General features: G+C 53.8%; 23 protein-coding genes, 1 tRNA gene and 1 rRNA gene. 20 read left to right on the forward strand and 5 right to left on the reverse strand.

Annotated features, from left to right (window positions below):
• Positions 1-187 precede the first annotated feature (187 nt).
• The 6 genes from GNT65_RS16195 to lnt all read left to right on the forward strand — a co-directional run bounded on the left by GNT65_RS16195 (position 188) and on the right by lnt (position 6,261).
• Positions 188-490 (forward strand): hypothetical protein, encoded by a 303-nt coding sequence (locus GNT65_RS16195; RefSeq protein ID WP_160798087.1) that lies wholly within the window; start codon positions 188-190, stop codon positions 488-490.
• Positions 491-588: 98 nt separating this feature from the next.
• Complete coding sequence (gene miaB / locus GNT65_RS16200; RefSeq protein ID WP_160798089.1) at positions 589-2,013, forward strand: tRNA (N6-isopentenyl adenosine(37)-C2)-methylthiotransferase MiaB; 1,425 nt, start codon at positions 589-591, stop codon at positions 2,011-2,013.
• Positions 2,014-2,256: 243 nt separating this feature from the next.
• On the forward strand, positions 2,257-3,300 hold the full coding sequence (locus GNT65_RS16205; RefSeq protein WP_160798091.1) for a PhoH family protein: 1,044 nt from the start codon (positions 2,257-2,259) through the stop codon (positions 3,298-3,300).
• Positions 3,293-3,763 (forward strand): rRNA maturation RNase YbeY, encoded by a 471-nt coding sequence (ybeY, locus tag GNT65_RS16210; protein ID WP_181006338.1) that lies wholly within the window; start codon positions 3,293-3,295, stop codon positions 3,761-3,763. The genes GNT65_RS16205 and ybeY overlap by 8 nt, the downstream gene beginning before the upstream one ends.
• A gap of 27 nt (positions 3,764-3,790) precedes the next feature.
• Positions 3,791-4,666, forward strand: a complete 876-nt coding sequence (gene corC, locus GNT65_RS16215; RefSeq protein ID WP_160798095.1) for a CNNM family magnesium/cobalt transport protein CorC — start codon at positions 3,791-3,793, stop codon at positions 4,664-4,666.
• Positions 4,667-4,692: 26 nt separating this feature from the next.
• A complete protein-coding gene (lnt, locus tag GNT65_RS16220; RefSeq protein WP_160798097.1) occupies positions 4,693-6,261 on the forward strand; it encodes an apolipoprotein N-acyltransferase in 1,569 nt (522 codons plus the stop codon).
• A gap of 110 nt (positions 6,262-6,371) precedes the next feature.
• Here the strand turns inward: lnt and GNT65_RS16225 are convergent, their stop codons facing one another.
• A complete protein-coding gene (locus GNT65_RS16225) occupies positions 6,372-6,872 on the reverse strand; it encodes a zinc ribbon-containing protein (RefSeq protein WP_160798099.1) in 501 nt (166 codons plus the stop codon).
• A 121-nt stretch (positions 6,873-6,993) separates the two neighbouring features.
• Between GNT65_RS16225 and leuS the strand changes: the two genes are divergently transcribed.
• From leuS to lipA, 14 genes are all read left to right on the forward strand, one after another.
• The gene (gene leuS / locus GNT65_RS16230) at positions 6,994-9,585 is read left to right on the forward strand and encodes a leucine--tRNA ligase (protein WP_160798101.1); all 2,592 of its coding nucleotides are present in this window, start codon (positions 6,994-6,996) and stop codon (positions 9,583-9,585) included.
• 68 nt (positions 9,586-9,653) lie between these two features.
• Entirely contained in the window at positions 9,654-10,148 is a 495-nt protein-coding gene (locus GNT65_RS16235; RefSeq protein WP_160798103.1) for an LPS-assembly lipoprotein LptE, read from the forward strand.
• Positions 10,148-11,179 (forward strand): DNA polymerase III subunit delta, encoded by a 1,032-nt coding sequence (gene holA, locus GNT65_RS16240; RefSeq protein ID WP_160798105.1) that lies wholly within the window; start codon positions 10,148-10,150, stop codon positions 11,177-11,179. Before GNT65_RS16235 ends, holA begins: the two co-directional genes overlap by 1 nt.
• 10 nt (positions 11,180-11,189) lie before the next feature.
• Positions 11,190-11,831 carry a nicotinate-nucleotide adenylyltransferase gene (gene nadD / locus GNT65_RS16245; RefSeq protein ID WP_160798107.1) on the forward strand — a complete coding sequence of 214 codons (642 nt, stop codon included), beginning with the start codon at positions 11,190-11,192 and terminating at the stop codon, positions 11,829-11,831.
• Positions 11,832-11,975: 144 nt separating this feature from the next.
• Positions 11,976-12,305: a ribosome silencing factor gene (gene rsfS / locus GNT65_RS16250; protein ID WP_160798109.1), complete on the forward strand. Its 330-nt coding sequence runs from the start codon at positions 11,976-11,978 to the stop codon at positions 12,303-12,305.
• Positions 12,305-12,775, forward strand: coding sequence for a 23S rRNA (pseudouridine(1915)-N(3))-methyltransferase RlmH (rlmH, locus tag GNT65_RS16255; protein WP_160798111.1), 471 nt, complete (start codon positions 12,305-12,307; stop codon positions 12,773-12,775). Before rsfS ends, rlmH begins: the two co-directional genes overlap by 1 nt.
• Before the next feature lie 77 nt (positions 12,776-12,852).
• Positions 12,853-14,736, forward strand: coding sequence for a penicillin-binding protein 2 (gene mrdA, locus GNT65_RS16260; protein WP_160798113.1), 1,884 nt, complete (start codon positions 12,853-12,855; stop codon positions 14,734-14,736).
• A complete protein-coding gene (gene rodA / locus GNT65_RS16265; RefSeq protein ID WP_160798115.1) occupies positions 14,723-15,829 on the forward strand; it encodes a rod shape-determining protein RodA in 1,107 nt (368 codons plus the stop codon). Before mrdA ends, rodA begins: the two co-directional genes overlap by 14 nt.
• Before the next feature lie 62 nt (positions 15,830-15,891).
• A complete protein-coding gene (gene mltB, locus GNT65_RS16270; RefSeq protein WP_244952210.1) occupies positions 15,892-16,848 on the forward strand; it encodes a lytic murein transglycosylase B in 957 nt (318 codons plus the stop codon).
• Positions 16,829-17,626, forward strand: a complete 798-nt coding sequence (locus GNT65_RS16275; protein ID WP_181006336.1) for a septal ring lytic transglycosylase RlpA family protein — start codon at positions 16,829-16,831, stop codon at positions 17,624-17,626. Before mltB ends, GNT65_RS16275 begins: the two co-directional genes overlap by 20 nt.
• Before the next feature lie 135 nt (positions 17,627-17,761).
• Positions 17,762-18,934 (forward strand): serine hydrolase, encoded by a 1,173-nt coding sequence (locus tag GNT65_RS16280; RefSeq protein ID WP_160798121.1) that lies wholly within the window; start codon positions 17,762-17,764, stop codon positions 18,932-18,934.
• A 134-nt stretch (positions 18,935-19,068) separates the two neighbouring features.
• The gene (gene ybeD / locus GNT65_RS16285) at positions 19,069-19,335 is read left to right on the forward strand and encodes a DUF493 family protein YbeD (protein ID WP_160798123.1); all 267 of its coding nucleotides are present in this window, start codon (positions 19,069-19,071) and stop codon (positions 19,333-19,335) included.
• Between the two features lie 95 nt (positions 19,336-19,430).
• The gene (gene lipB / locus GNT65_RS16290; RefSeq protein WP_160798125.1) at positions 19,431-20,081 is read left to right on the forward strand and encodes a lipoyl(octanoyl) transferase LipB; all 651 of its coding nucleotides are present in this window, start codon (positions 19,431-19,433) and stop codon (positions 20,079-20,081) included.
• Position 20,082: 1 nt separating this feature from the next.
• Positions 20,083-21,048: a lipoyl synthase gene (lipA, locus tag GNT65_RS16295; RefSeq protein WP_160798127.1), complete on the forward strand. Its 966-nt coding sequence runs from the start codon at positions 20,083-20,085 to the stop codon at positions 21,046-21,048.
• Between the two features lie 105 nt (positions 21,049-21,153).
• On the opposite strand, the gene rimI is transcribed toward lipA, so the two are convergent.
• From rimI to rrf, 4 genes are all read right to left on the reverse strand, one after another.
• Complete coding sequence (gene rimI, locus GNT65_RS16300; protein ID WP_239881681.1) at positions 21,154-21,597, reverse strand: ribosomal protein S18-alanine N-acetyltransferase; 444 nt, start codon at positions 21,595-21,597, stop codon at positions 21,154-21,156.
• Complete coding sequence (locus GNT65_RS16305; protein WP_160798131.1) at positions 21,581-21,931, reverse strand: DNA polymerase III subunit psi; 351 nt, start codon at positions 21,929-21,931, stop codon at positions 21,581-21,583. The genes rimI and GNT65_RS16305 overlap by 17 nt, the downstream gene beginning before the upstream one ends.
• A gap of 146 nt (positions 21,932-22,077) precedes the next feature.
• Positions 22,078-22,154: transfer RNA gene (locus GNT65_RS16310), tRNA-Trp, on the reverse strand.
• 1,446 nt (positions 22,155-23,600) lie between these two features.
• Positions 23,601-23,713, reverse strand: a 5S ribosomal RNA gene (gene rrf, locus GNT65_RS16315); the annotation flags it as partial.

Raw genomic sequence — 23,713 nt, forward strand, 5'->3', positions numbered from 1 at the left:
ACTCCCTACTTCTATTACCAAATATGTCACATCGACAGATTGCGTGTGTAAATGTTACCAGGCAGGCAACTACTCACACTCAGTTACAAAGGCACGACGCATGGCTCAAATACGGCCTTTACACTCTCAATTCACAGCCAACTTGCAATACGGCTAACCAACAATGCTGAGTGTCATGGAGTGTCCTATGAAAAAGTTACTGATAGCCAGCCTAGTCACCGCCGCCAGTCTAATGTCGGCCTCGGCCCAAGCCACGTCCGCCCCTGAGATGGAGAGGATGACTGTAACCTATCGCAACTCGTTAGATTATGCCCTACATCAATATACGATTGAATTAATGAGCCATTATAGGGCCGAGATCCAAACAAGCATACAGCTTCAGGCCAAAAACAGCAGTCAGGCGATGGCCGAAGCCTTCTTTAGCCAGACAGGCCAAAGGCAGGTCGCCCTGGTGAATTTCTCGGTCGAAGGATCCACGCGCACCGAGTAAATTCACGCTTATGACGCGCAAAAGCTAGCCAGCAGGCGGCACAGAGGGTAAAATGTCGCGCTATTTTTCCCAGTAGTTGCAACAACGGCGCAAAACTGATGAGTAAGAAACTCCACATTAAAACCTGGGGCTGTCAGATGAATGAGTATGACTCATCAAAGATGGCCGACCTGCTCGACGAATATCAAGGCTACACCTTGACCGAAGAGGCCGAGGAAGCAGATGTACTGCTACTCAATACCTGCTCGATTCGTGAGAAAGCACAGGAAAAAGTATTCCACCAGCTGGGTCGCTGGAAGACGCTAAAAGACAAGAACCCTAACCTTATCATAGGTGTCGGTGGCTGCGTGGCGTCTCAAGAAGGCAAGGCGATCAAAGACAGAGCTCAGTGTGTCGACCTGATCTTCGGCCCACAGACACTGCATCGCCTGCCAGAGATGATCGATCAGATCCAACAGGGCGGTAAGGCCGTCATCGACGTCAGCTTCCCCGAGATCGAAAAGTTCGATCGCCTGCCAGAGCCGCGTGCCGAGGGCCCAAGCGCCTTCGTCTCCATCATGGAAGGCTGTAGCAAGTATTGCTCTTTCTGCGTGGTGCCATACACACGTGGTGAAGAAGTCAGCCGTCCGCTAGACGACGTGATCCTAGAGATCGCTCAGCTCGCCGAACAAGGCGTGCGTGAGGTTAACCTGCTAGGCCAGAACGTGAACGCCTATCGCGGCGCGACCCACGATGACGATATCTGTACCTTCGCCGAGCTGCTGCGCTATGTGGCCGCCATCGACGGTATCGATCGTATTCGTTTCACCACCAGCCACCCGATCGAGTTTACCCAAGACATCATAGATGTGTATGAAGACACGCCCGAGCTGGTGAGCTTCCTGCATCTGCCGGTACAGTCAGGTTCGGATCTGATCCTCACCCAGATGAAGCGTGGCCACATGGCCATCGAATATAAGTCGATCATCCGTCGTCTGCGTAAGGCAAGACCCGATATCCAGATCAGCTCTGACTTCATCGTCGGCTTCCCTGGCGAGTCTAAGCAGGATTTCGCCGACACCATGAAGCTGATTGAAGATGTGCAGTTCGACCACAGCTTCAGCTTTATCTACAGCGCGCGTCCTGGCACGCCCGCCTCGGACCTGCCTGACGATGTATCTCTCGATGAGAAGAAGGAACGCCTGGCGATTCTACAAGACAGGATCACCCAGCAGGCGATGCGCTACAGCCGTCAGATGCTAGGCACAGTGCAGCGTATTCTGGTTGAGGGGCCTTCGGTGAAGAACCCGATGGAGTTGCGTGGCCGCACCGAAAATAACCGCGTGGTGAACTTCGAAGCGGATCCTAAGCACATAGGTAGCTTCGTCGATGTCGAGATCGTCGATGTGTTTACCAACTCACTGCGTGGCAAGTTCATTCGCGGTGAAGATGAGATGGATCTACGCCGCGACCTGCGTCCATCAGACATCCTGGCCAAGCATAAGAAAGATGATGACCTTGGGGTGACTCAGTTTATCCCTTAGACACCTTCTTAAGCGTGGATAGAAAGCGGCCCCAGGGTCGCTTTTTTATTGCCCATTTCTATCACACATTTTTACTGCGCCTTGAATCGATAAACCTTTTAGGGACGGCCAGTTTTCAATCAAATGGTGCAATCAAATAGCATTAGCAATTAAACTTAATGCCTCGTAAACTGTCACTATAGTCTGTTGGGAATAGTCCCCCGACGGCACCCGCTTTAACGACAAACGCAACTGGAGCTATTTTTGTCAAACAAACTCACTACGCTCAATCTGTATCTCGAGCCGTCTGATACCCGTAGGCTAGCCTCACTCTGCGGGCCCTTTGATGACAATATCAAACAACTCGAGCGTCGCATCGGCGTCGAGATCAACTATCGTAACAACCATTTTCAGATTGTCGGTCAGGCCCACAACTGCCTGACGGTCAATAATCTGCTCAAACAGCTCTATATCGAGACCCAACCGGTACGCGGCAGCACGCCAGACCTGGAGCCCGATAAGGTGCACATGGCGATTCAAGAGGCGATCGCCCTGGAAGCCGAGGCCCCCCGCGATGACAAAGAGCTCTATATCAAGACTAAGCGTGGCGTGGTCAAACCCCGCAACCCCAATCAAAGCGATTATGTAGCCAATATCGTGCGCCATGACATCAGCTTCGGTATCGGCCCGGCCGGTACGGGTAAGACCTACCTGGCGGTCGCCGCTGCGGTCGATGCCTTGGAGCGTCAGGAAGTGAGACGCATACTACTGACCCGCCCTGCGGTCGAAGCCGGCGAGAAACTCGGCTTCCTGCCCGGCGATCTCAGCCAGAAGGTCGATCCTTACCTGCGTCCCCTGTATGACGCCCTGTTTGAGATGATGGGCTTCGAGAAGGTCGAGCGCCTGATCGAGCGTAGCGTCATCGAAGTCGCGCCCCTGGCCTACATGCGCGGCCGCACCCTGAATGATGCCTTTATCATCCTGGACGAGAGCCAGAACACCACGGTGGAGCAGATGAAGATGTTCCTCACCCGTATCGGCTTCAACTCCCGCGCGGTGATCACTGGTGACATCACTCAGATCGACCTGCCCAAACATCAGAAATCCGGCCTGCGCCATGCCATCGAGGTGCTTAGCGAAGTCGACGAGGTGAGCTTTAACTTCTTCCAGGCCAAGGATGTGGTACGCCACCCTGTAGTCGCCCGTATCGTCGAGGCCTATGAAGCCCATGACCAGAAAGTAGCCAGCGAAAAGGCCAAGCGAGAGAGCCAGTTTAAGGCTGAGGAGCCCAAGCACCATGATGCCTGATAGCCCAATAGCGCTGCACCTGGATCTGCAACTAGCGACCCAGGCCGAGCAGCTGCCGACCCAGGAGCAATTCGAGTCATGGGTGCGTCTGGCACTTGGCAACGCCATGCCCGAGGCAGAGATGACCATACGCCTGGTGGATGAAGCGGAAAGTCAGCAGTTAAATCATACCTATAGAGGCAAAGACAAGCCGACAAATGTGCTATCATTCCCGTTCGAGTCGCCCCCAGAGGTAGAACTGCCGCTGCTGGGCGACTTAGTGATCTGTGTGCCTGTGGTCGAACAGGAGGCAGAGATCCAAGGAAAAAGCCTCGAAGCCCACTGGGCCCACATGGTTGTACATGGTTGTCTGCATCTGCTAGGGTATGATCACATCATCGATAGCGAAGCAGAAGAGATGGAGTCTATAGAGACTCAACTTATTGAAAGTTTGGGATTTCCCAATCCTTACAAGGAGCAATAGCCGACCAATTCTGGTCAGGAAATTACTATGAGTGACGATAACCCACCGAGTAGCAACGCCCATAAGAAGGGCTGGTTTGAAAAAGTAAGTCAGTTATTCCAGGGCGAACCACAGAGTCGCGACGAGTTAGTGGAAGTGATCCACGACGCTGAACAGAGAGAAGTGATCAGCGAAGACACGCGCGAAATGATTAAAGGTGTTTTAGAAGTCTCCGATCTGCGCGTGCGTGACATCATGATCCCACGGGCACAAATTGTGGCGCTAAAAATAGACAACACGGTAGAGGAGCTGCTGTCGACCGTCATAGGCTCGGCCCATTCCCGCTTCCCCGTAGTCAACGAAGATAAAGATCATATCGAAGGCATACTGCTGGCCAAAGATCTGCTGCAGTACGGATTTAAGGATAGTGACGAGCCCTTCTCCATAGAACAGGTGATTCGTCCGGCCGTCGTAGTGCCAGAGAGCAAGCGCGTAGACGTACTACTCAAGGAATTCCGTTCCCAACGCTACCATATGGCGATCGTCGTCGATGAATATGGCGGCGTCTCAGGTCTGGTGACCATCGAGGATATTCTCGAAGAGATCGTCGGCGAGATCGAAGATGAGTTCGATCACGACTCCGCCGAAGAGACAGAGATCCGCAAGGTGGGTAAACAGATCTACATGGTTAAGGCTCTGACCCCCATCGACGACTTCAACGAGACCTTCGGCACTCAGTTTAGTGACGAAGAGTTCGATACCGTCGGCGGTCTGGTCTCCCACGCCTTTGGCCACCTGCCCGAGCGCAACGAGAAGATCACCATAGATGAGATTGAATTTAAGGTGATTAGTGCCGATACCCGCAGGCTGGTTCAGCTCAGGGTAAAACTTCCCGATCCCCAGACCGAAGAAGAAAGCGCTTAAATCTTCGATCCCTTGATGAGGCTGTAATGCTGCTACGACTTAGGGCAATTGCCCATCATCCTGTAATACGGCTGGTACTCGCCTATCTGGCGGGTGCCAGTACCGCACTGGCCTTCGCCCCCTATGAACTTTGGCCCATCTATCCCTTGGCCATGGCGTTCGCCCTGGGGCACAGCCGCTCGCTGACACCGAAACAAACATTTCTCTACTGGCTAAGCTTCGGCTTCGGCTGTTTCTCTGTGGGGATCAGCTGGGTGCACGTCAGTATAGACACCTACGGTGGCCTGCCGCTTATCGCCTCACTCGGGCTCGTGACCATCTTGGCTCTCTACCTGGCAGTTTACCCAGCGCTGGCGGCTTACCTCGCCATCAAGCTGGTACCAAGCTCGCTAGCGCTTCGCTATCTCGCCGTCTTCCCCGCCGCCTGGATTCTCACAGAGTGGGCCAGAGGCTGGGTGCTAACCGGCTTTCCCTGGCTCTGGGCCGGCTATAGCCAGACCAATGGCCCCCTGGCCCCCCTTGCCAGCAACATAGGCGCCCTGGGACTCAGCCTGGTATTAGCCATGCTCGCCGGCGCCTTGGCCTTCATTTTCACCCATAGCAGTAATAGTCTGCGTGCACATGGGTTACGGGCAGCACCACTGCTGCTAATCACAACTCTTGCCGGTCTGGGGGCATACGCCAGCGCTCAACTATCACCCATTACCCCAACCGGTAAGTCGGTCAAGGTGGCTCTGGTGCAAGGCAATATCGCTCAGAGTATGAAGTGGCAGCCAGAAGCACTCTGGCCTACCATGCTAAAATATATGGACCTCTCCAGGCCGTCGCTGGCCGACACCGACCTGTTTATCTGGCCGGAGGCCGCAATCCCCGCGCCCGAGTATATGGTGGAAGAGTTTCTCGATAACGCCAACAAGGTCGCCAGCCTGAATAACAGCGCCATCATCACTGGCATCATCAGCAAGCAACAGAATCACTTCTATAACTCGCTGATCGTCCTGGGTAACCACCAGCAGTTACAACAGGAGAGCGCCGATTATCGCGGCGATGGCAGCAACGAGTTTCGCAAGCATCATCTGCTGCCCATAGGTGAGTTTGTGCCGCTGGAAGATCTGCTCAGGCCGCTGGCCCCCTTCTTTAATCTCCCCATGTCTTCCTTCGCCAGGGGCGACTTCAAGCAGCCTAATCTGGACGCAGTGGGACATCAGGTAGCACCGGCCATCTGTTATGAAATCGCCTTCCCAGAACAGTTAAGGGCCAATGTCAATGGGGGCACAGAGCTGCTGCTCACCGTCTCCAACGACGCCTGGTTCGGCCGCTCAAACGGGCCACTGCAGCACATGGAAATTGCCCAGATGCGTGCCATCGAGCTGGGCAGGCCACTGCTGAGGGCCACCAACAATGGGGTCACTGCCGTGGTCGACCCAAGCGGCAAAATCACCCATAGCCTGCCACAGTTTGAAACCGGGGTGCTCAAGGCCGAGGTGCCGCTGGTTGCGGGCAGCACAGGTTTTGCCCGCTGGGGTCAGACACCGCTATTGCTGCTGTGCACCATCATATTAATCGGCGCCGTGATCCGCAGACTAAGGATCTAGCCCCTTGAGTTCCCTTAAAGCTGAAACAAAAAACCCCGCATAATGCGGGGTTTTTTATTTTAATGTCAGTCAGCTAGCTGTGCTGGGCCTGTCGATGGTTAGAACCGCGATTATGGCAACAATGCCTCACGGGTAAACTGGTCGCCATCGCACTCGGGACAATCAGGGATCACCCCGGGGAATTCGATGCGCATTTCGTGACCGCAACCGGTACAGACCATGATCCCCTGACCCACTATCTCGCCACTCTGATAATAGCCGTGATGTTTGAAGTCTTGGGTCACCTCATGCCACTCCACCTGACTCCTGTCGGTTATCTCACTCAGCCAGTGCCACAGGGTATTCTCGGCGGCGATGACGGTAGGGCTATGGCTAAAATCCGTGGCGTTCTTTTCGGCCAGGTAGCTGCCGATATCACGCTTTAAAAAATCTTCCACTAGGGCAAGCTCCTCCTCCTTGGCCTGCTCCTTAAGCAACAAGAACTCCTTACTCGCCGTGACAGTCTTATATAATTCCTTTGCAGTCATTGAGTTATCTTCAGAGAAATCCGATTTCACCTGCTCGAATAGGGCCTGGTAAAGCGATAGCAACTCGGTACTTCTTTCACTCATGTTCAATACTCCTTCATGCGAACCTTTTTAATGACTCACTTCTAGTTTATTCTATGCAGATCTAACTCGCGCGCAAGATGCGCAAGATCAAATAAATAGGCGGCATGGCCGGGAATCATCAATGCAAGAGCAATATCTACCTTCAGAGATTGAAGCTAAGGTGCAGCAGCACTGGCAAGACACTAAAACATTTGAAGTAACCGAGGACGAAAGCAAAGAGAAGTTTTACTGTCTCTCTATGTTTCCATACCCTTCAGGCCGACTGCATATGGGCCATGTCCGCAACTACACCATAGGCGATGTCGTTGCACGTTACCAGCGTCTGCAAGGAAAAAACGTATTACAACCCATAGGTTGGGACTCTTTTGGTCTGCCTGCTGAGAACGCCGCCATCAACAACAAGACGGCACCGGCCCCTTGGACCTACGAAAACATCGACTACATGAAAAACCAGCTAAAGATGCTGGGTTTCGGCTACGACTGGAGCCGTGAGATCGCCACCTGTACCCCAGAATACTACCGTTGGGAACAGTGGTTCTTCACCAAGCTGTACGAGAAGGGCCTAGTCTACAAGAAAACAGCCTCGGTCAACTGGTGTCCAAACGATGAAACAGTTCTGGCTAACGAGCAGGTACAAGATGGCTGCTGCTGGCGCTGTGACACCCCAGTGGTGCAAAAAGAGATCCCACAGTGGTTTATCAAGATCACCGACTACGCCGAAGAGCTACTAAACGACATCGACCAGCTGGACGAGTGGCCTGAGCAGGTCAAAACGATGCAGCGCAACTGGATCGGCCGCAGCGAAGGCATCGAGATGACCTTCCAGGTCGAAGGTAGCGATCAAAGCTTCGACATCTACACCACTCGCCCCGACACAGTCATGGGCGTGACCTATGTGGCAATCGCCGCCGGTCATCCGCTGGCGCAACAGGCAGCAGAGAACAATCCAGTGCTGGCCGAGTTTATCGAAGAGTGCAAGAACGCAGATACCAGTGAAGCCGCCATGGCCGCCATGGAGAAGAAGGGTGTCGACACCGGCCTCAAGGCAATCCACCCGCTGACCGGTAAGCTGGTGCCTATCTGGGCAGCCAACTTCGTACTGATGAACTATGGTACCGGGGCCGTGATGTCGGTACCGGGTCACGACCAGCGCGACTACGAATTTGCCACTAAGTATGGCCTGCCCATCGAAGGCGTGATCAAGCCAGTAGACGGCGAGCTGGATATCAGCGAAGAAGCCTACACAGAGAAGGGTATCTTGTTTAACTCTGGCGACGCATTCCCGGAGCTGGACGGCTTAGACTTCCAGGCGGCGTTCGATGCCATCGACGCAAGACTCTCTGCCGAAGGCAAGGGTAAGCGCCAGGTGAACTATCGTCTGCGTGACTGGGGTGTCTCCCGTCAGCGCTACTGGGGCGCGCCAATTCCTATGGTCACCCTGGCCGATGGTACCGTGATGCCAACCCCAGAAGATCAACTGCCGGTGATCCTGCCCGAAGATGTGGTCATGGATGGTATCCAGAGCCCAATCAAGGCCGACAAAGAGTGGGCCAAGACCCAGGTTAACGGTCAGGAGGCCTTCAGAGAAACCGACACCTTCGACACCTTCATGGAGTCTTCTTGGTACTATGCCCGCTACTGTAGCCCTAAGGCCGACCAGATGCTGGATCCTGCCAAGGCCAACTACTGGCTGCCGGTGGATCAATATATCGGTGGTATCGAGCACGCCTGTATGCACCTGCTCTACTTCCGCTTCTTCCACAAGCTGCTGCGTGACATTGGCCTGGTAAACAGCGATGAGCCGGCCAAGCGTCTACTGACCCAGGGTATGGTGCTGGCCGATGCCTTCTACTACACAGATGAGAAGGGTGTCCGTGTCTGGGTATCGCCAAACGACGCCAAGGTTACCGAAACCGATGACAAGGGTCGTATCGTCAAGGCCGTCGACAGCCAAGGTCATGAACTGGTTTACACCGGCATGAGCAAGATGTCTAAGTCGAAGAACAATGGTATCGACCCACAAGAGATGGTAGACAAGTACGGCGCCGATACCGTGCGTCTGTTCATGATGTTTGCCTCGCCACCAGAGCTGACGCTGGAATGGCAAGAGTCGAGCGTAGAAGGGGCTCACCGCTTCATCAAGCGTCTGTGGAAACTGGCTCACGACCATGTGTCACAAGGCCCAACGGTTGCCCTGGATGTTGCCTCACTCAATGGTGACCAGAAGGCGCTTCGCCGCGAACTGCACAAGACCATCGCCAAGGTAGGTGACGATATCGAGCGTCGTCAGATGTTCAACACCGCCATCGCCTCTGTAATGGAGCTGATGAACCGCCTACAAAAGGCGCCGATGGCGAGCGAGCAAGACAGAGCCCTGATGCAGGAAGCCCTGTGCGCCGTGGTGCGTCTGCTCTACCCTATCATCCCGCACACCAGCTTCGAGCTGTGGCAGGCTCTGGGGCACGAAGAGTGTATCGAAAACGTGCTTTGGCCGGTCGTCGATGAGTCGGCGCTGGTCGAAGACAGCAAGCTGATCATCGTTCAGGTGAACGGCAAGCTGCGCGCCAAGGTAACCGTGGCCGCCGACGCGGACAAAGAGACGGTGGAAGCTGCCGGTATGGCAGAAGAAGGTGTTATCAAACACACCGAAGGCAAGACGGTACGTAAGGTGATTTATGTACCTGGTAAGCTACTAAATATAGTCGCTAACTAATTGCCCGCCTTACTCGGCCACCTCTGGTGGCCGAGTCTTATTAAACATGGAGATAGATGGCTTAGCCTATGCTTATTAAACGCTTATGTTTTGCAATCTTAACCCTCTCGGTGCTGCTTAGCGCCGGATGCGGTTTTAAACTTCAGCGCAGCTACTCGATCCCAGATTCTCTTAAGACGCTCACTCTGAGCAGCCAGGACGAATACAGCGAGCTGACCCGTCTGGTGCGCGAACGCCTGCGTCTCAACAGCATCACAGTGGTGGAAAACGACGCCAGCGTGCCTGCCGTTCGAATCCTCAACGACTCACTGGACAGAAGCACCCTCTCCCTCTACCCCACGGGAAATGTGGCAGAGTATGAACTCAACTATCATGTGCGCTTCGCGGTGCAGTATCCTGAGCGAGAGGCCAAGGCCTTCGAAGTCGACATTCACCGTGACTACCTGGACGATCCCCGCACCGCACTGGCAAAGAGCCGTGAGATGGAACTCTTGGTGAAAGAGATGCGCATCCAGGCCGCCGACAGTATCATCCAGATCCTGGCGTCTATCGAGACCAACTGATGCGCGTCTATCCGGATCAGCTCGTCAGGCAGCTCTCGCCGCTCAAGCCCTGTTACCTCATCTTTGGTGACGATCCCTGGCTGTGTGAAACCAGCAAGCGGACGATCTTAGATCAGGCAAAACGAGAAGGTTTCGAGGAGCGCATAGCGCTCACCCAAGAGGCGGGCTTTAACTGGCGTGAGCTTCAGGACGAGTGGAACAGCATGAGCCTGTTCGCCAGTCGCCGCATCATAGAGCTTCACCTCCCCCAGGCCAAACCCGGCAGCGAAGGCAGCAGCCAGCTACAGAGTCTGATGCAGCAAGAGAATCCAGATATTCTTCTGCTGATCACAGGGCCAAAGCTTGCCAGCGAACAGACTAAGTCGAAATGGTTTAAGCAGTTGGACGAAAAGGGTATCTATATCCCCTGCGCCACACCCGAAGGGCCACAGTTTCAGCGCTGGTTACAGACCCGCATCCGCGAGGCGGGGTTAAACCTGACTCAGGACGCCCAACAGCTGTTGCTGAGTCTATATGAGGGGAACCTGCTGGCTGCGGATCAGGCGATACAGCTACTGCAGCTACTCAGCCCCAGCAGCCAGATAACCGCCGAGCAACTGCAGCACTACTTCGAAGACCAGTCCCGTTTTAGCGTATTTCAACTGGCCGACTGCCTGCTGGCCAATCAACAGGAGAAGGCCCAGCATATCCTGGCCCAGCTCCAGGCCGAAGGCACGGCGCTGCCCATACTGCTATGGGGGCAATTTAAGGAGCTGACCACACTGTTACAGCTCAAGCAGGCTCAGGAGGCAGGCACGCCACTACAGAGCCTATGGAGCCAGTTCAGGATCTGGGACAAACGCAAGGGGCTGTATCAGGGCGCCCTATCTCGCCTGAGCCTAAACCAGATAGAGACGGCACTGGCCAGCGCCTCGAAGATCGAGCTTAAGCTCAAGCAACAAGGTGCTGAAGACTGGACCGCCATGAGTCACCTCTGCCTGTTGTACGATCCCAAGGCTCACGCTCACCTCAGCCATATCGAACTCGGCTAAGGATAGGCAGGTGAAGATAGGCATACTGGGCGGCACCTTCGACCCCATACACTATGGCCATGTCAAGCCGCTGCTTGAGGTGCAGGCCGCCCTGGGCCTCGACGAAATCTGGCTGATGCCCAACCATATTCCACCACATAAGGACGGCACTAATACCTCAACACAGCATAGACTGGCGATGGCCCAGCTTGTGTGCCAGCAATATCCGCAGCTCAAGCTATGTGACATAGAGGCAAGCCGCGATCAGCCTTCCTATTCGGTAGAGACTCTGAAACACCTGCGTCAGACTCATAGCGAGGATCAGCTGGTGTTTATCATGGGGATGGACTCCTTCGTCGGTCTGCCCACCTGGTATCACTGGCAACAACTGTTCGACCTGTGTCATATCGCCGTATGCCAGCGTCCTGGCTGGACGCTAAATAAAGACAGCGAGATGGCCACCCTGCTCGACACGCGCCGTGCCGACAAGAATAAGTTGGACGAGGCTGCCGACTCTGGTTGTTACGGCGGTCTCATCTTCCCAGTGACCATCACACCCCAGCCCTACTCCTCTACCGAGATTCGCCGCCAGCTGAGCCAAAATCGCCTGGCACCAGATGCCATGCCACGAGTCGTGGCAGACTATATCGCCGCCCATCACCTCTACCGCTAACCTCACGTTAACAAGCTTTCAAAGGCATTTTAAAACCCCGTCATTTCACCACCGCCAGCCGCTAATGCTGGCACTATTAGCAATTACTTTGAAGGGATAACCTGTTATACTGCCTCGCTGTTAAAAATGAATGAGGAAATTAGCGTGCAAAGCGCCGAGCTTAAACAGTTTGTAGTCGACAAGGTCGAAGATTTAAAAGCGAAAGATATCGTAGTACTAGAAGTCACCGATAAGTCGAATGTCACCGACTATATGGTGGTCTGTTCGGGTACTTCTAAGACTCACGTCAAAGCGATCGCCGAGAACGTGGTACTCGAGGCCAAACGTGCCGACCTACACATCCATGGCGTCGAAGGCCGTGACAGCAGCGAATGGGTGCTGGTCGACCTGGGTGACGTGATTGTTCACGTGATGCAAGACAAGACCCGCGACTTCTATCAGCTTGAAAAGCTGTGGTCTGAAAAGCCAGCTTAATGAAGTTACAACTCGTTGCCGTGGGCACTCGCATGCCCGCCTGGGTCACCACAGGTTTCGAAGAATATCAGCGTCGTTTCCCCAGGGACATGGCCTTCGAACTGACTGAGATCCCTGCCGGGAAGCGTGGCAAGAATGCCGACATCGCCCGCATCTTGCACAAAGAGGGCGAACAGATGCTGGCGGCCATCCCTAAGGGAAACCATATCGTCAGCCTGGATCTGCCGGGTAAGAACTGGACCACGCCCGAGCTGGCGACTCAGCTCAATCGCTGGCAACTGGACGGTCGCGATGTTAGCCTGCTTATCGGCGGCCCCGAGGGACTGGCCCCCGCCTGCAAACAGGCGGCAAATCAGAGCTGGTGTCTGTCGGCCCTGACCCTACCCCACCCCCTGGTACGCGTCTTGGTGGCCGAGAGCCTATACCGCGCCTGGAGCATCAACAACAACCACCCGTATCATAGAGAGTAGTGCACCGCACGACACTCGAGTCAATCGAGGGATAGACGATGATAGTGACAACCAACATACTGCCGGAGAGAGTATAATTGGCGCCACGTAAACGGATGGCCATGCATGATCATGCAGCCGAAGCCTCATTGTTCAAACGCCGCGCCATCTTTACCTTTGGTTGTGTGATAATCCTGCTGAGCATACTGCTTGGCAACCTATATCATCTACAAGTCCTGTCATACAAAGACTATGAGACCCGCTCCAACGACAACCGCATTCGCGTGGTGCCCGTGGCACCAAGCCGCGGCCTGATCTACGACAGACATGGCCAACTGCTGGCGGAGAATCAGCCCTTCTACTCGCTAGAGCTGATCCCAGAGAAGGTTAAGGACATCCCCGCAACCCTGGACGAGCTCGCCAAGGTCGTCTCCCTAAGCAAGGATGAGAGAGAAAGCCTGCTCGCCTCTCTCAAATACCACCGCCGCTTCAAGCCGATAACGGTGAAAAACCGCCTGTCGGAAGAGGAAGTGGCCGTCTTTAGCGTCAACCAGCACAGGTTTCCGGGCTTCTCCATCGACGCGGGCCTAAAACGTCACTACCCCTATAATGGATTACTGACCCATGTACTGGGTTATGTAGGCCGTATCAACAACCGGGATCAGGCAAGCCTGCAACGCAACGGCCAATGGCAGAACTACGCCGCCACCAAGGATATTGGCAAGCAGGGGATCGAGAAGTTTTATGAGACCCTGCTACACGGCATGCCAGGCCATCTGGAAGAAGAGGTCAACAACCGCGGCCGCACCATTCGCACCCTTAAGTCCGTCGCGCCGGAGCCGGGCCAGGATATCTACCTGACGCTGGATCTCCAGCTGCAGAAGAAGGCGATGGAATTGCTGGCCGGGCGCCGCGGTTCGATCGTCGCCATGGATCCCCGCGATGGCGGCATACTGGCCATGGTCTCCAGTCCCAGCTATGATCCAAACCAGTTCGTTCATGGCATCAGCTCTAAGGCCTACAGTGACCTGCTCAACGCCCGCTCCCGCCCCTTGATCAACCGTGCCACCCAGGGACAATACGCCCCGGCATCGACGGTGAAGCCCCACATGGCGCTGCTTGGCCTGGAGGAGAAAGTCGTGACGCCTAAGACCCGGGTATGGGACCCAGGCTTTTGGCAGATCCCCGGTGTAGAGCGTAAGTACCGCGACTGGAAGCGCTGGGGCCACGGCTGGGTTAATGTCAATGGTGCGCTGGTGCACTCCTGCGATACCTATTTCTATGACATGGCTTATAAGACGGGCATAGATAAGATCAGCAACTTCATGCAAAAGTTCGGCTTTGGCGAGCGCACCGGCGTGGATATCTTCGAAGAATCGGCCGGCAACATGCCATCCAGAGATTGGAAGCGCCTCAAATACAATCAGCCCTGGTACATAGGCGATACCATCTCTATCGGGATTGGCCAGGGTTACTGGACCACCACCCCACTGCAGTTAGCCAATGCCACAGCCATCATGGCCAATAAGGGGGAGCGCTTCGTGCCCCACCTGCTGAAGTCAATCAAGAATGACACCGTCAAGGTCGACACGCCGGTGGACAAGATGGCCCCTGTGGTGCTGAAGAACGCCCACAACTGGCAGCTCATCAATGAGGCGATGAGAGACACCGCCCACAAGTCACGCTTCGTCGACGCCGGCTATACCGCGGCGATGAAGACGGGTACCGCCCAGGTATTCAGCGTGGCCGAAGATGAAAAATATGACGCCGAGAACATCGACGAGCACCTGAGGGATAACGCCTTGATCGTCGCCTACGCCCCCTTTGAGGCGCCGCGCATCGTGCTGGCCGTGGTACTGGAAAATGCCGGCTGGGGTGGCGCCAACGCAGGCCCCGTGGCCCGCGCCTTGCTAGATGAGTATATGCTACGCGACAACCTGCCCTTAGAAACCGCCGGGAGCCCTCACAATGAACGCCCATAGCCATAGACCCAACATCTGGCAGCGCATGCATATCGACCTGCCACTGCTTCTTGGGCTGCTGGCGCTCATGTGCTATGGCCTGTTTGTCATCTATTCTGCCGGTGGCGAAGATATGGCGCTGATGGAGCGTCAAGTGATCCGTATGGGGTTGTCGCTGGGGATCATGCTGTTTGTCGCCCAGATCAACCCAGAAGTACTCAGGCGTTGGGCCTTCCCCATCTATATCGCCGGGGTGATCTTGCTGCTTGGGGTGCACTTCTTCGGCGAGATCAACAAGGGCGCCCAACGCTGGCTCAACCTGGGCTTCATGGAGTTTCAGCCTTCAGAGTTGATTAAGCTGGCCTTCCCTATCACCATGGCCTGGTATATCAGCAAGTTTCCCCTGCCGCCGAAGAAGCGTTACCTGGCGGGCGCCGGAGTAATTCTGCTGGTCCCCACACTGCTCATCGCCAAGCAGCCGGATCTGGGCACCTCCATCCTGGTGGCGGCCTCGGGGATCTTCGTGCTGTTTCTCTCTGGCATGAGCTGGGCCATCGTAGGCAGTTTCATCGGCGGCGTGCTGGCCATGCTGCCCGTGCTCTGGTTCTTCCTGATGCACGACTATCAACGCACCCGGGTATTGACCCTGCTTGATCCGGAAAAAGACCCGCTGGGCGCCGGCTATCATATCATTCAGTCTAAGATCGCCATCGGCTCCGGGGGGGTCTGGGGTAAAGGCTGGCTCGACGGCACTCAGTCTCAGCTGGAGTTTCTGCCAGAACGCCACACCGACTTCATCTTCGCGGTTATCGGCGAGGAGTTTGGCCTGATCGGCAGCCTAATTCTGCTCTGTCTCTACCTCTATGTGATCGGCCGCGGCCTGGTTATCGCCTCGCGCGCACAAACCAGTTTTGCCCGTTTACTCGCTGGCAGTATTACTTTAACCTTCTTTGTATATGTCTTTGTGAATATTGGCATGGTATCGGGACTACTCCCAGTGGTGGGTGTGCCGCTGCCTCTCATTAGTTATGGTGGCACCTCTATGCTGACCCTAATGACAGGCTTCGGGATCCTGATGAGCATACATACCCACAGACGATTCATTGACCGTTAAAGGAAGACGATTTGAAACCAGTTTCACAGCTATTTTTCGCCCTGCTCTTGGGTGGCGCCAGCATGCTGGCCCAGGCCGATGATAAGGTGATCCCCCAAGAGGGTGACATCAGCGAATTGAAGACAGCCTTCACCGAGCAGCAACTGAGCGCCGGCTTTTCCCAGGCAGAGATAGACAGCTTTCTCGCCAGCGCCCAATACAACCAGAAGGTGATCGACGCCATCACCACCCCATGGGAAGCCAAGCCCTGGTTTCAATATCACCCCATCTTCCTGACCGATAAGCGTCTGGAAAAGGGGCTGGATTTCTGGCACAGCCATGATACGACCATCGCCAAGGCGGCCAAGACTTATCAGGTAGATCCCGAGATCATTGTCGCCATTATCGGCATCGAGACCTTCTACGGCGGTTACATGGGCACCTACCCGGTGATCGACGCCCTCTACACCTTGGGCTTTCACTACACGCCGCGAGCCGACTTCTTTCGCAAGGAACTCGCCCAATTACAGACCCTAGCCAAAGAGGAAGGGCTGGATCTGAGTGCGCTAAAGGGCTCCTACGCCGGCGCCATGGGTTATGGTCAGTTTATCCCCTCCAGCTATCGCCATTTCGCGGTGGATTTCAGTGGCGATGGCCGCCGTGACTTAGTCGGCAATCCGGTCGATGCCATCGGCAGTGTCGCCAACTATTTCCATCAACATGGCTGGCAGAAGGGGGCACCTGTCACCCTACCGCTGACCACACATCATCTGCCCGCGCATCTCAAGGCCTGGTCAGGAGAGAAGCTCTCCTATAAGGTTGCCGATATCCTCTCGCCAACCATCTCCCTGGCACAGAATGTCGATCTGGATGTGCAGCAACCGGCGCTGCTGGTCGAGCTAGAACAGCAAGACAGCAAAGATTACTGGTTGGGACTAAACAACTTTTACGTGATCACACGATACAACCGCAGCCCGCTGTACGCCATGGCGGTATATCAATTTAGCCAACGACTCAAAGATGCTTATGCGAAACAGTAACGCCCTGTCACTGCTCTCCTTCATCCTGCTATTGGTTTTGGCTGGCTGCTCGTCCCAGAGCGGCCGCTATAAGATTGCCGACGACCTGGCGCCGACCGACGCGCCCGATGTCTCTAAGGTAGAAGACGCACACCCCAAGTTTGAGCCCTATAGTCGCGGCGGCAATCGCAAGGAATATTCGGTACTGGGCAAGACCTACCGGGTGCTCGACACGGGAAAAGGCTATCAGAAGACGGGCATCGCCTCCTGGTATGGCGCCAAGTTTCATGGTCACCTCACCTCCAATGGCGAAACCTACGACATGTATTCCATGTCGGCGGCCCATAAGACACTGCCGCTACCAAGCTATGTAAAGGTCACCAATCTGGCCAACGACAAGACGGTCGTCGTCAGAGTAAACGATCGCGGTCCCTTTCACGATAACCGCATCATAGACCTCTCCTACGCCGCGGCGCATCGCCTGGACATGCTCAAGACGGGCACCGCCAAGGTGAAGCTCGAGGTGATCTACATAGAAAATCCCGAGTCGGTGGCCCTGGCTGCGCTGCAAGAAACCAAGCTTCACTATGTACAGGTGATCGCCTCCTCCGATAAGGGGCGCATAGATCATCTGGCACAGACCCTGGCCGACAAGTATCAGGTAAAGACCCGTATCCAACAGAGCGGCAACCTCTTTCGGCTACAGCTCGGCCCCATAGGACGCCAGCAGATCGCCTCCCAATTGCACCAAACCCTGCAGCAAAACGGCTACCCCCAGAGTTATCTGGTGACAGAATAAGGTAACGACTCGAAATCGGTGTGCTTTTCCTTAAGATTAAGGAACCTTCACTGATTTCGAAGGTCGACTAATGTTATACTCGTCCGCAATAGCGCCCAAATTTTTGCATTCAACCAAAAGACGTGCCTTGATAATATGAAATTACTGAATCACAGCTTTAAAACACTCCTCATTGCCTCCTCTCTCTCCTTCACGGCAGCCAACGCGGCACCCGTTGTCACGCCAGATGCACCTAAGGTGGCAGCTAAGGCCTTTATCCTGATGGATTACAACTCCGGCCAGATCATCGCCGAAGAGAACGCCTATGAGAGCCTGAACCCTGCCAGCCTGACGAAGATGATGACTAGTTATGTGATTGGCCACGAGATACAGGTTGGCAACATCTCGCCACAAGACAAGGTCACCATCAGTAAGAATGCCTGGTCGAAGAATTTCCCCGACTCATCCAAGATGTTTATCGAGGTGGGCAAGCAGGTATCGGTCGATGATCTTAACCGCGGCATCATCATCCAATCGGGTAACGATGCCTGTGTCGCCATGGCCGAGCATATCGCCGGTACCGAAGATGGCTTCGTGGATCTGATGAACTCCTGGGCCAAGCAACTCGGCATGCGCGACAGTTACTTCGAAAACTCTCACGGCCTGGATTCTGAAAACCACAAGACCACAGCCTACGATATGGCACTGCTGGGCGCCGCGCTGATCCGTGATGTCCCTGAAGAATACCGCGTCTACTCGGAGAAATCTTTTACCTATAACGGCATCAAACAGTATAACCGTAACGGTCTGCTATGGGACAAGAGCCTGAATGTCGATGGCATCAAGACGGGCCACACCTCGGGCGCCGGTTACAACCTGGTGACCTCGGCAACTAAAGATGGCATGCGCCTGGTGTCTGTGGTCATGGGCACCGCCAGCGAATCGGCCCGTAAGGCCGAGAGCAAGAAGCTACTCAACTATGGTTTCCGTTTCTTCGAGACCATCACTCCCTACAAGGCTGGTGATAGCTTCGTCTCCCAGAAGATCTGGTACGGTGACAGAGAGTCGGTGGACCTAGGTGTACTGACCGATACCCCGATCACCATCAATCGTGGTCAGGCTAAGAATCTCGAAGCCAACTATGAGCTGAATAAGGAGCTGACCGCCCCAATCGCCAAGGGCGAAACCGTTGGCCGCATCTACTTCCAGCTAAACGGTAAGGATATTGCCCAGTTCCCGCTTGTTACCCTCCAAGAAGTTAACGAAGGTAGCTGGTTCAGCAAGCTGATGGACTACTTCAAGCAGATGTTTGCCAGCTGGTTTAGCTAATTCGATTAGCCCAAATGCATTGCATAGTAAAAAGTCACCTAAGGGTGGCTTTTTTGTTTTTAGCCTCTCAGACTTGAATTAGGTATAATACCCCCCATTTTATAGCCATTCAGTTAGGCAAGAGATAGACAGCTATGTTAGACACCAAGTTTCACGAACTCCTCGAGTTTCCTGCGGCCTTCCCATTCAAAGTCGTAGGCGATGCCAGACACACTCTCGCCGACGATGTAGTTGCCGTCGTGCAGCGCCATGTACCAGGCGACTATATGCCAACCTCTAAGGTCTCAAGCAAGGGCAGCTACCACTCGATCACCATCAAGGTCACAGTGAACAGCAAAGAGCAGATCGAACTCCTCTACGTTGAGTTAGCCGCCATCGAAGGGGTCAAGCGCGTCCTCTAAAACGCCATTCCCAAATAGGAAATGTGATCTGCCTTACATTTCTTGATTTCGCGCGTATAATAGGCGCACTTAAACGCTGAGGGGAGAGGTTGCCCTTGAAAGATACGGTTTTACATATTCGTCATCTTGGACGCCAAGATTACGAGTCGGTATGGCACGCCATGCAGGAATATACCGATAATCGCGACGAAACTAGCCAAGATGAGCTTTGGATCGTCGAACATCCTCCGGTTTTCACTCAAGGCCAGGCAGGCAAGAGTGAGCATATTCTCAACCCCGGCGATATCCCCGTCATTCAAGTCGACCGTGGTGGCCAAGTAACCTATCACGGCCCCGGGCAGCTAGTCGCCTATCCACTACTGGACATCAAGCGTCTCAAGATCGGCGTTCGCCAACTGGTGACCGACATCGAGCAGAGTATCGTCAAGATGCTCGCCCTCTATGATATCGAGGCCTACCCCAAGGCCGACGCCCCGGGTGTCTATGTCGACGAGCGCAAGATAGCCTCACTGGGGCTGCGGATCCGCAAAGGCTGCTCCTTCCACGGTCTGGCCCTTAACGTCGATATGGATATGGCTCCCTTCCAACGCATCAACCCCTGTGGCTATGCCGGATTGGAGATGGCTCAGTGTAAGCCACTCAAGGGGCCACAAAGCGTCGAAGAAGCCGGCGAGAAACTGATACAAACCTTTAGCCAAGAATTGGGCTATCAACATCTAGAACATCATCAAGGGTTAACAGACTAATATGAGTAGGCCTGAAAGATTACAACCCGGAGTCAAATTACGCGATGCCGACAAGGTCTCTCGTATTCCGGTCAAGGTCGTGCCTTCCGAGCGCGAAACCATGCTACGCAAACCCGATTGGTTGAGAGTCAAGCTCCCGGCGTCGAACCAACGTATCGTCGACATCAAACAGGCGCTGCGTAAAAACGGTCTGCACTCTGTATGTGAAGAGGCATCCTGCCCTAACCTTGCCGAGTGTTTTAACCATGGCACCGCCACTTTCATGATCTTGGGCGCCATCTGTACCCGTCGCTGCCCCTTCTGCGACGTGGCCCATGGTCGTCCACTCAAGCCTGACGCCGAAGAGCCGGTAAAACTGGCGCAAACCATCAAAGACATGAAACTGAAATATGTGGTGATCACCTCGGTGGATCGTGACGATCTACGCGATGGTGGTGCCCAGCATTTTGCCGACTGTATCCGCGAGATCCGTAAGCTCAATCCTGAGATCAAGATTGAAATCTTAGTGCCCGATTTCAGGGGCCGTATCGACGCCGCCTTAGACATCCTAGCCACCGAGCCACCCGATGTCTTCAACCACAACCTGGAAACGGCGCCAAAGCATTACCGTAAGGCACGTCCTGGAGCGAACTACCAATGGTCTTTGGATCTCTTGAAGAAATTCAAGGAACGTCACCCGGATATTCCAACTAAGTCTGGTCTGATGATGGGACTTGGCGAGACCAATGAAGAGATCGCCGAGGTGCTTCGCGATCTGCGTGCACACAATGTTGAGATGCTGACACTCGGTCAATACCTGCAGCCATCTAAGTTCCACCTGCCGGTAGAGCGTTACGTGCCGCCAGCCGAGTTTGACGAGCTGAGAGACTATGCCGAAGAGATAGGCTTTACCCATGCCGCTTGTGGCCCTATGGTGCGTTCAAGCTACCATGCGGATCTACAGGCGCAAGGAAAAGAGGTCAAATAGCCTAAAGCCTTACTTAGACACATGTGTCTTTAGCATTTAAAGCTCAGATATAAAAATAGCGCCGAAAGGCGCTATTTTTATATGCTCAAAGATACACTCAAACCGTTAGAACAAACGCTCCATCAAGATAGCGTCTTCTTTTCCTTGTTCCAGCTGATAATAGTTAGCCCGCATCCCCGTCTGCTCGAAGCCCATCTGACGATATAAGGCTATAGCCCTTTCATTAGAAGCCCTTACCTCTAACATCATGCGTTCGGCTCCCTGAGTCGCTGCCAGCTCGATTAACGCCTCTGTGAGGCGTTTACCTAAACCTTGCCCCTGAGAGGCTGGCCTGACACAGATATCCATCAGGGTGGCATCCTCGAAGAGTTGGTGCAGAATACTAAAGCCCAACAGCTCCTCATCATCAAAGAGACCGATGACATGGTAGAAACGCCCGAAACAGGTCTCGAGATTACTCAGCGACATGGGGAAACGATGACAGGCAGATTCCAGCTCATACAGCCTGGGAGCATCTTCTTTGGTGAGCGTCTTAAGCATCAGTGTCATAGGCATCGCTCTCCCAAATATGCTGCCATAGCTCGCGCTTGGCCTTAGACTCTTGCTCGAGAACGGCGATAGGTGCAGAGCAGATGGCGCAAGCCACCTTTGGTAGCCTGAGACTTCGCATATCCCAGAATACCTCTTTAATGCTGCTAAGCGAATCGCTGACGACGACCCGCTTATCCTGCTCGGGAAAGAGTGCCAACACCTGACGGATTAGCGGGTGTTCGTCTGAAACGCTCGCGCCTCGATCCACCAGAATATGGCACAGGGGAAGTTCTACTCCCTTCTCTACCCAACGGGTAATGCCCATCGCATCTAAATATGCACTCGGTTCCAAATCGCCTCCAGACAAATGCTAACCCCTTAAGGATAACCTCTGCCCAGGCGAGTGTCACGACGACCAGAGACTATGTGAACTTGAGTGAAATGATAAAACTCAGAAAAGCAAAAAGCCGTTCATTTCTGAACGGCTTCTCTAGAATGTGGCAGGGGTGGCAGGACTCGAACCCGCAACCATCGGTTTTGGAGACCGCTGTTCTACCAATTGGAACTACACCCCTGTTGACGTGGGGCATTATGCTAAAACCCCTTCCAAAGGTAAAGGACTTTTTATGGCTAACTCGCTCAATTGCGGCTTTTTCATGCAAGACAGCGAATATTAAGTCATATCTTCACATTCCCGCCCAAAAAACTGCCACCTACCTAGATGAGCTGCCGCCATCGACTGGTGCTAAACGCTAATAATTATTGAGATGACAGGCCTAAGATTACTCAAGCAGGCTATATAGACAGGTGTAGTCAAAGGCGAATAACAACCCCGCCTAAAGCATTCTAAGTGGAACCGACATAGTCTTGCGTTCATGCTCCTTGAATCGAGAACCTAGAGACGAGTATTCCGGAAATTCTCATTTTATCCGGAGCGCCACAAACGAAGACCTTACTGCCGATTCCACTCGGTCTTTACAGCAGCTTTTAGCGACTCAGCTACCATATGAGCTCTGAATAGTTCCGCCAGGTTCACTACATAGCACAGTACAAATAGATGCTTCTATGAGTAAAGCCACTCTCAATCGATGCATTCGTTTCTAATCATCCAAGTGTCGATATAGGACAAAGACATAAATATAGGAGAAAAAGAAGGAGAAGGAGAAAGAGAAGTAAGTCAATTCTCACTAGAACGGCTGTAACCTAAGGTCATAACTTTGATAGCAGAGGATCAGCATCACAGCAAGAATCTCGAAATCAAGAATCCACAATACTCTCGCATGGAAGATCAAGCCATTCGCTTATTCAGCGTTCTTAAACCGGATGGCTATTGGTGTGCGAAGTGGGAGTCTGGTAAAAGCATGGAATACACTTTTAGCCTCTCACATAGGGACGTAAGACATCCGATTAGAACTGAACACAGGAAATAAACATTCCAGCTACTTTGTCAAAAGCAAAAAAACGGTAGCAGCTGAAAATGACCTACTCAGTTCTCGCAGCGAACACATGGGGGTGAAAGTGAGGCGCTTTAAATACGCAGTATTTAGCCTCACTTGAACGCGGAGAAGCTATGCTTCGTAGCCGGAGACCCCGCTCAGCGGTGGGGCGACGTCGGGAGTAGGCATTCATGCCTACTAAGTGAATAAGCCACCTGACTTTAATTAAGGTGGTTTCGAGAGAGTACGTCGATAATTTCATAAACCCCAATCGCAAAAAAGCCACCTTATTCAGGTGGCTTCTTCACTTAATTAGGCGCCTGTCATGGCCAGCTTCGAGCAGAGCTCTCCGCGTTCATCCCTTGCATCAAACTACGTTTGATAAACGCAAGTGCTTCACCATACCACCACCACGGACGGTGGAAGTGTCGATTTTGCAGGATGCAATTATCGACCAATCACATGGAACTGCACCTCACTGCGTTCGGGCTCTTTACATTCCCCATGTGCGAGTCGATATTTCAAAAGCGTATAAACGAAAAAATCCCCAGCACACTGTGCTGGGGATTCTTTCGTTTATTAGGCGCCTGGAAATGACCTACTCTCACATGGGGAGACCCCACACTACCATCGGCGCAATTGCGTTTCACTTCTGAGTTCGGGATGGGATCAGGTGGTACCACAATGCTATGGTTTCC

This window comes from Shewanella insulae (assembly GCF_009831655.1).
GTDB classification, from domain to species: domain Bacteria; phylum Pseudomonadota; class Gammaproteobacteria; order Enterobacterales; family Shewanellaceae; genus Shewanella; species Shewanella insulae.

Bases quoted from the DNA above. Each gene is read 5' to 3' on its own strand.
- GNT65_RS16195 (WP_160798087.1), top strand. From the start codon at position 188: ATGAAAAAGTTACTGATAGCCAGCCTAGTCACCGCCGCCAGTCTAATG.
- miaB (WP_160798089.1), top strand. From the start codon at position 589: ATGAGTAAGAAACTCCACATTAAAACCTGGGGCTGTCAGATGAATGAG.
- ybeY (WP_181006338.1), top strand. From the start codon at position 3,293: ATGCCTGATAGCCCAATAGCGCTGCACCTGGATCTGCAACTAGCGACC.
- corC (WP_160798095.1), top strand. From the start codon at position 3,791: ATGAGTGACGATAACCCACCGAGTAGCAACGCCCATAAGAAGGGCTGG.
- lnt (WP_160798097.1), top strand. From the start codon at position 4,693: ATGCTGCTACGACTTAGGGCAATTGCCCATCATCCTGTAATACGGCTG.
- GNT65_RS16225 (WP_160798099.1), bottom strand. From the start codon at position 6,872: ATGAGTGAAAGAAGTACCGAGTTGCTATCGCTTTACCAGGCCCTATTC.
- leuS (WP_160798101.1), top strand. From the start codon at position 6,994: ATGCAAGAGCAATATCTACCTTCAGAGATTGAAGCTAAGGTGCAGCAG.
- GNT65_RS16235 (WP_160798103.1), top strand. From the start codon at position 9,654: ATGCTTATTAAACGCTTATGTTTTGCAATCTTAACCCTCTCGGTGCTG.
- holA (WP_160798105.1), top strand. From the start codon at position 10,148: ATGCGCGTCTATCCGGATCAGCTCGTCAGGCAGCTCTCGCCGCTCAAG.
- rlmH (WP_160798111.1), top strand. From the start codon at position 12,305: ATGAAGTTACAACTCGTTGCCGTGGGCACTCGCATGCCCGCCTGGGTC.
- rodA (WP_160798115.1), top strand. From the start codon at position 14,723: ATGAACGCCCATAGCCATAGACCCAACATCTGGCAGCGCATGCATATC.
- mltB (WP_244952210.1), top strand. From the start codon at position 15,892: ATGCTGGCCCAGGCCGATGATAAGGTGATCCCCCAAGAGGGTGACATC.
- GNT65_RS16275 (WP_181006336.1), top strand. From the start codon at position 16,829: ATGCTTATGCGAAACAGTAACGCCCTGTCACTGCTCTCCTTCATCCTG.
- GNT65_RS16280 (WP_160798121.1), top strand. From the start codon at position 17,762: ATGAAATTACTGAATCACAGCTTTAAAACACTCCTCATTGCCTCCTCT.
- ybeD (WP_160798123.1), top strand. From the start codon at position 19,069: ATGTTAGACACCAAGTTTCACGAACTCCTCGAGTTTCCTGCGGCCTTC.
- lipA (WP_160798127.1), top strand. From the start codon at position 20,083: ATGAGTAGGCCTGAAAGATTACAACCCGGAGTCAAATTACGCGATGCC.
- rimI (WP_239881681.1), bottom strand. From the start codon at position 21,597: ATGACACTGATGCTTAAGACGCTCACCAAAGAAGATGCTCCCAGGCTG.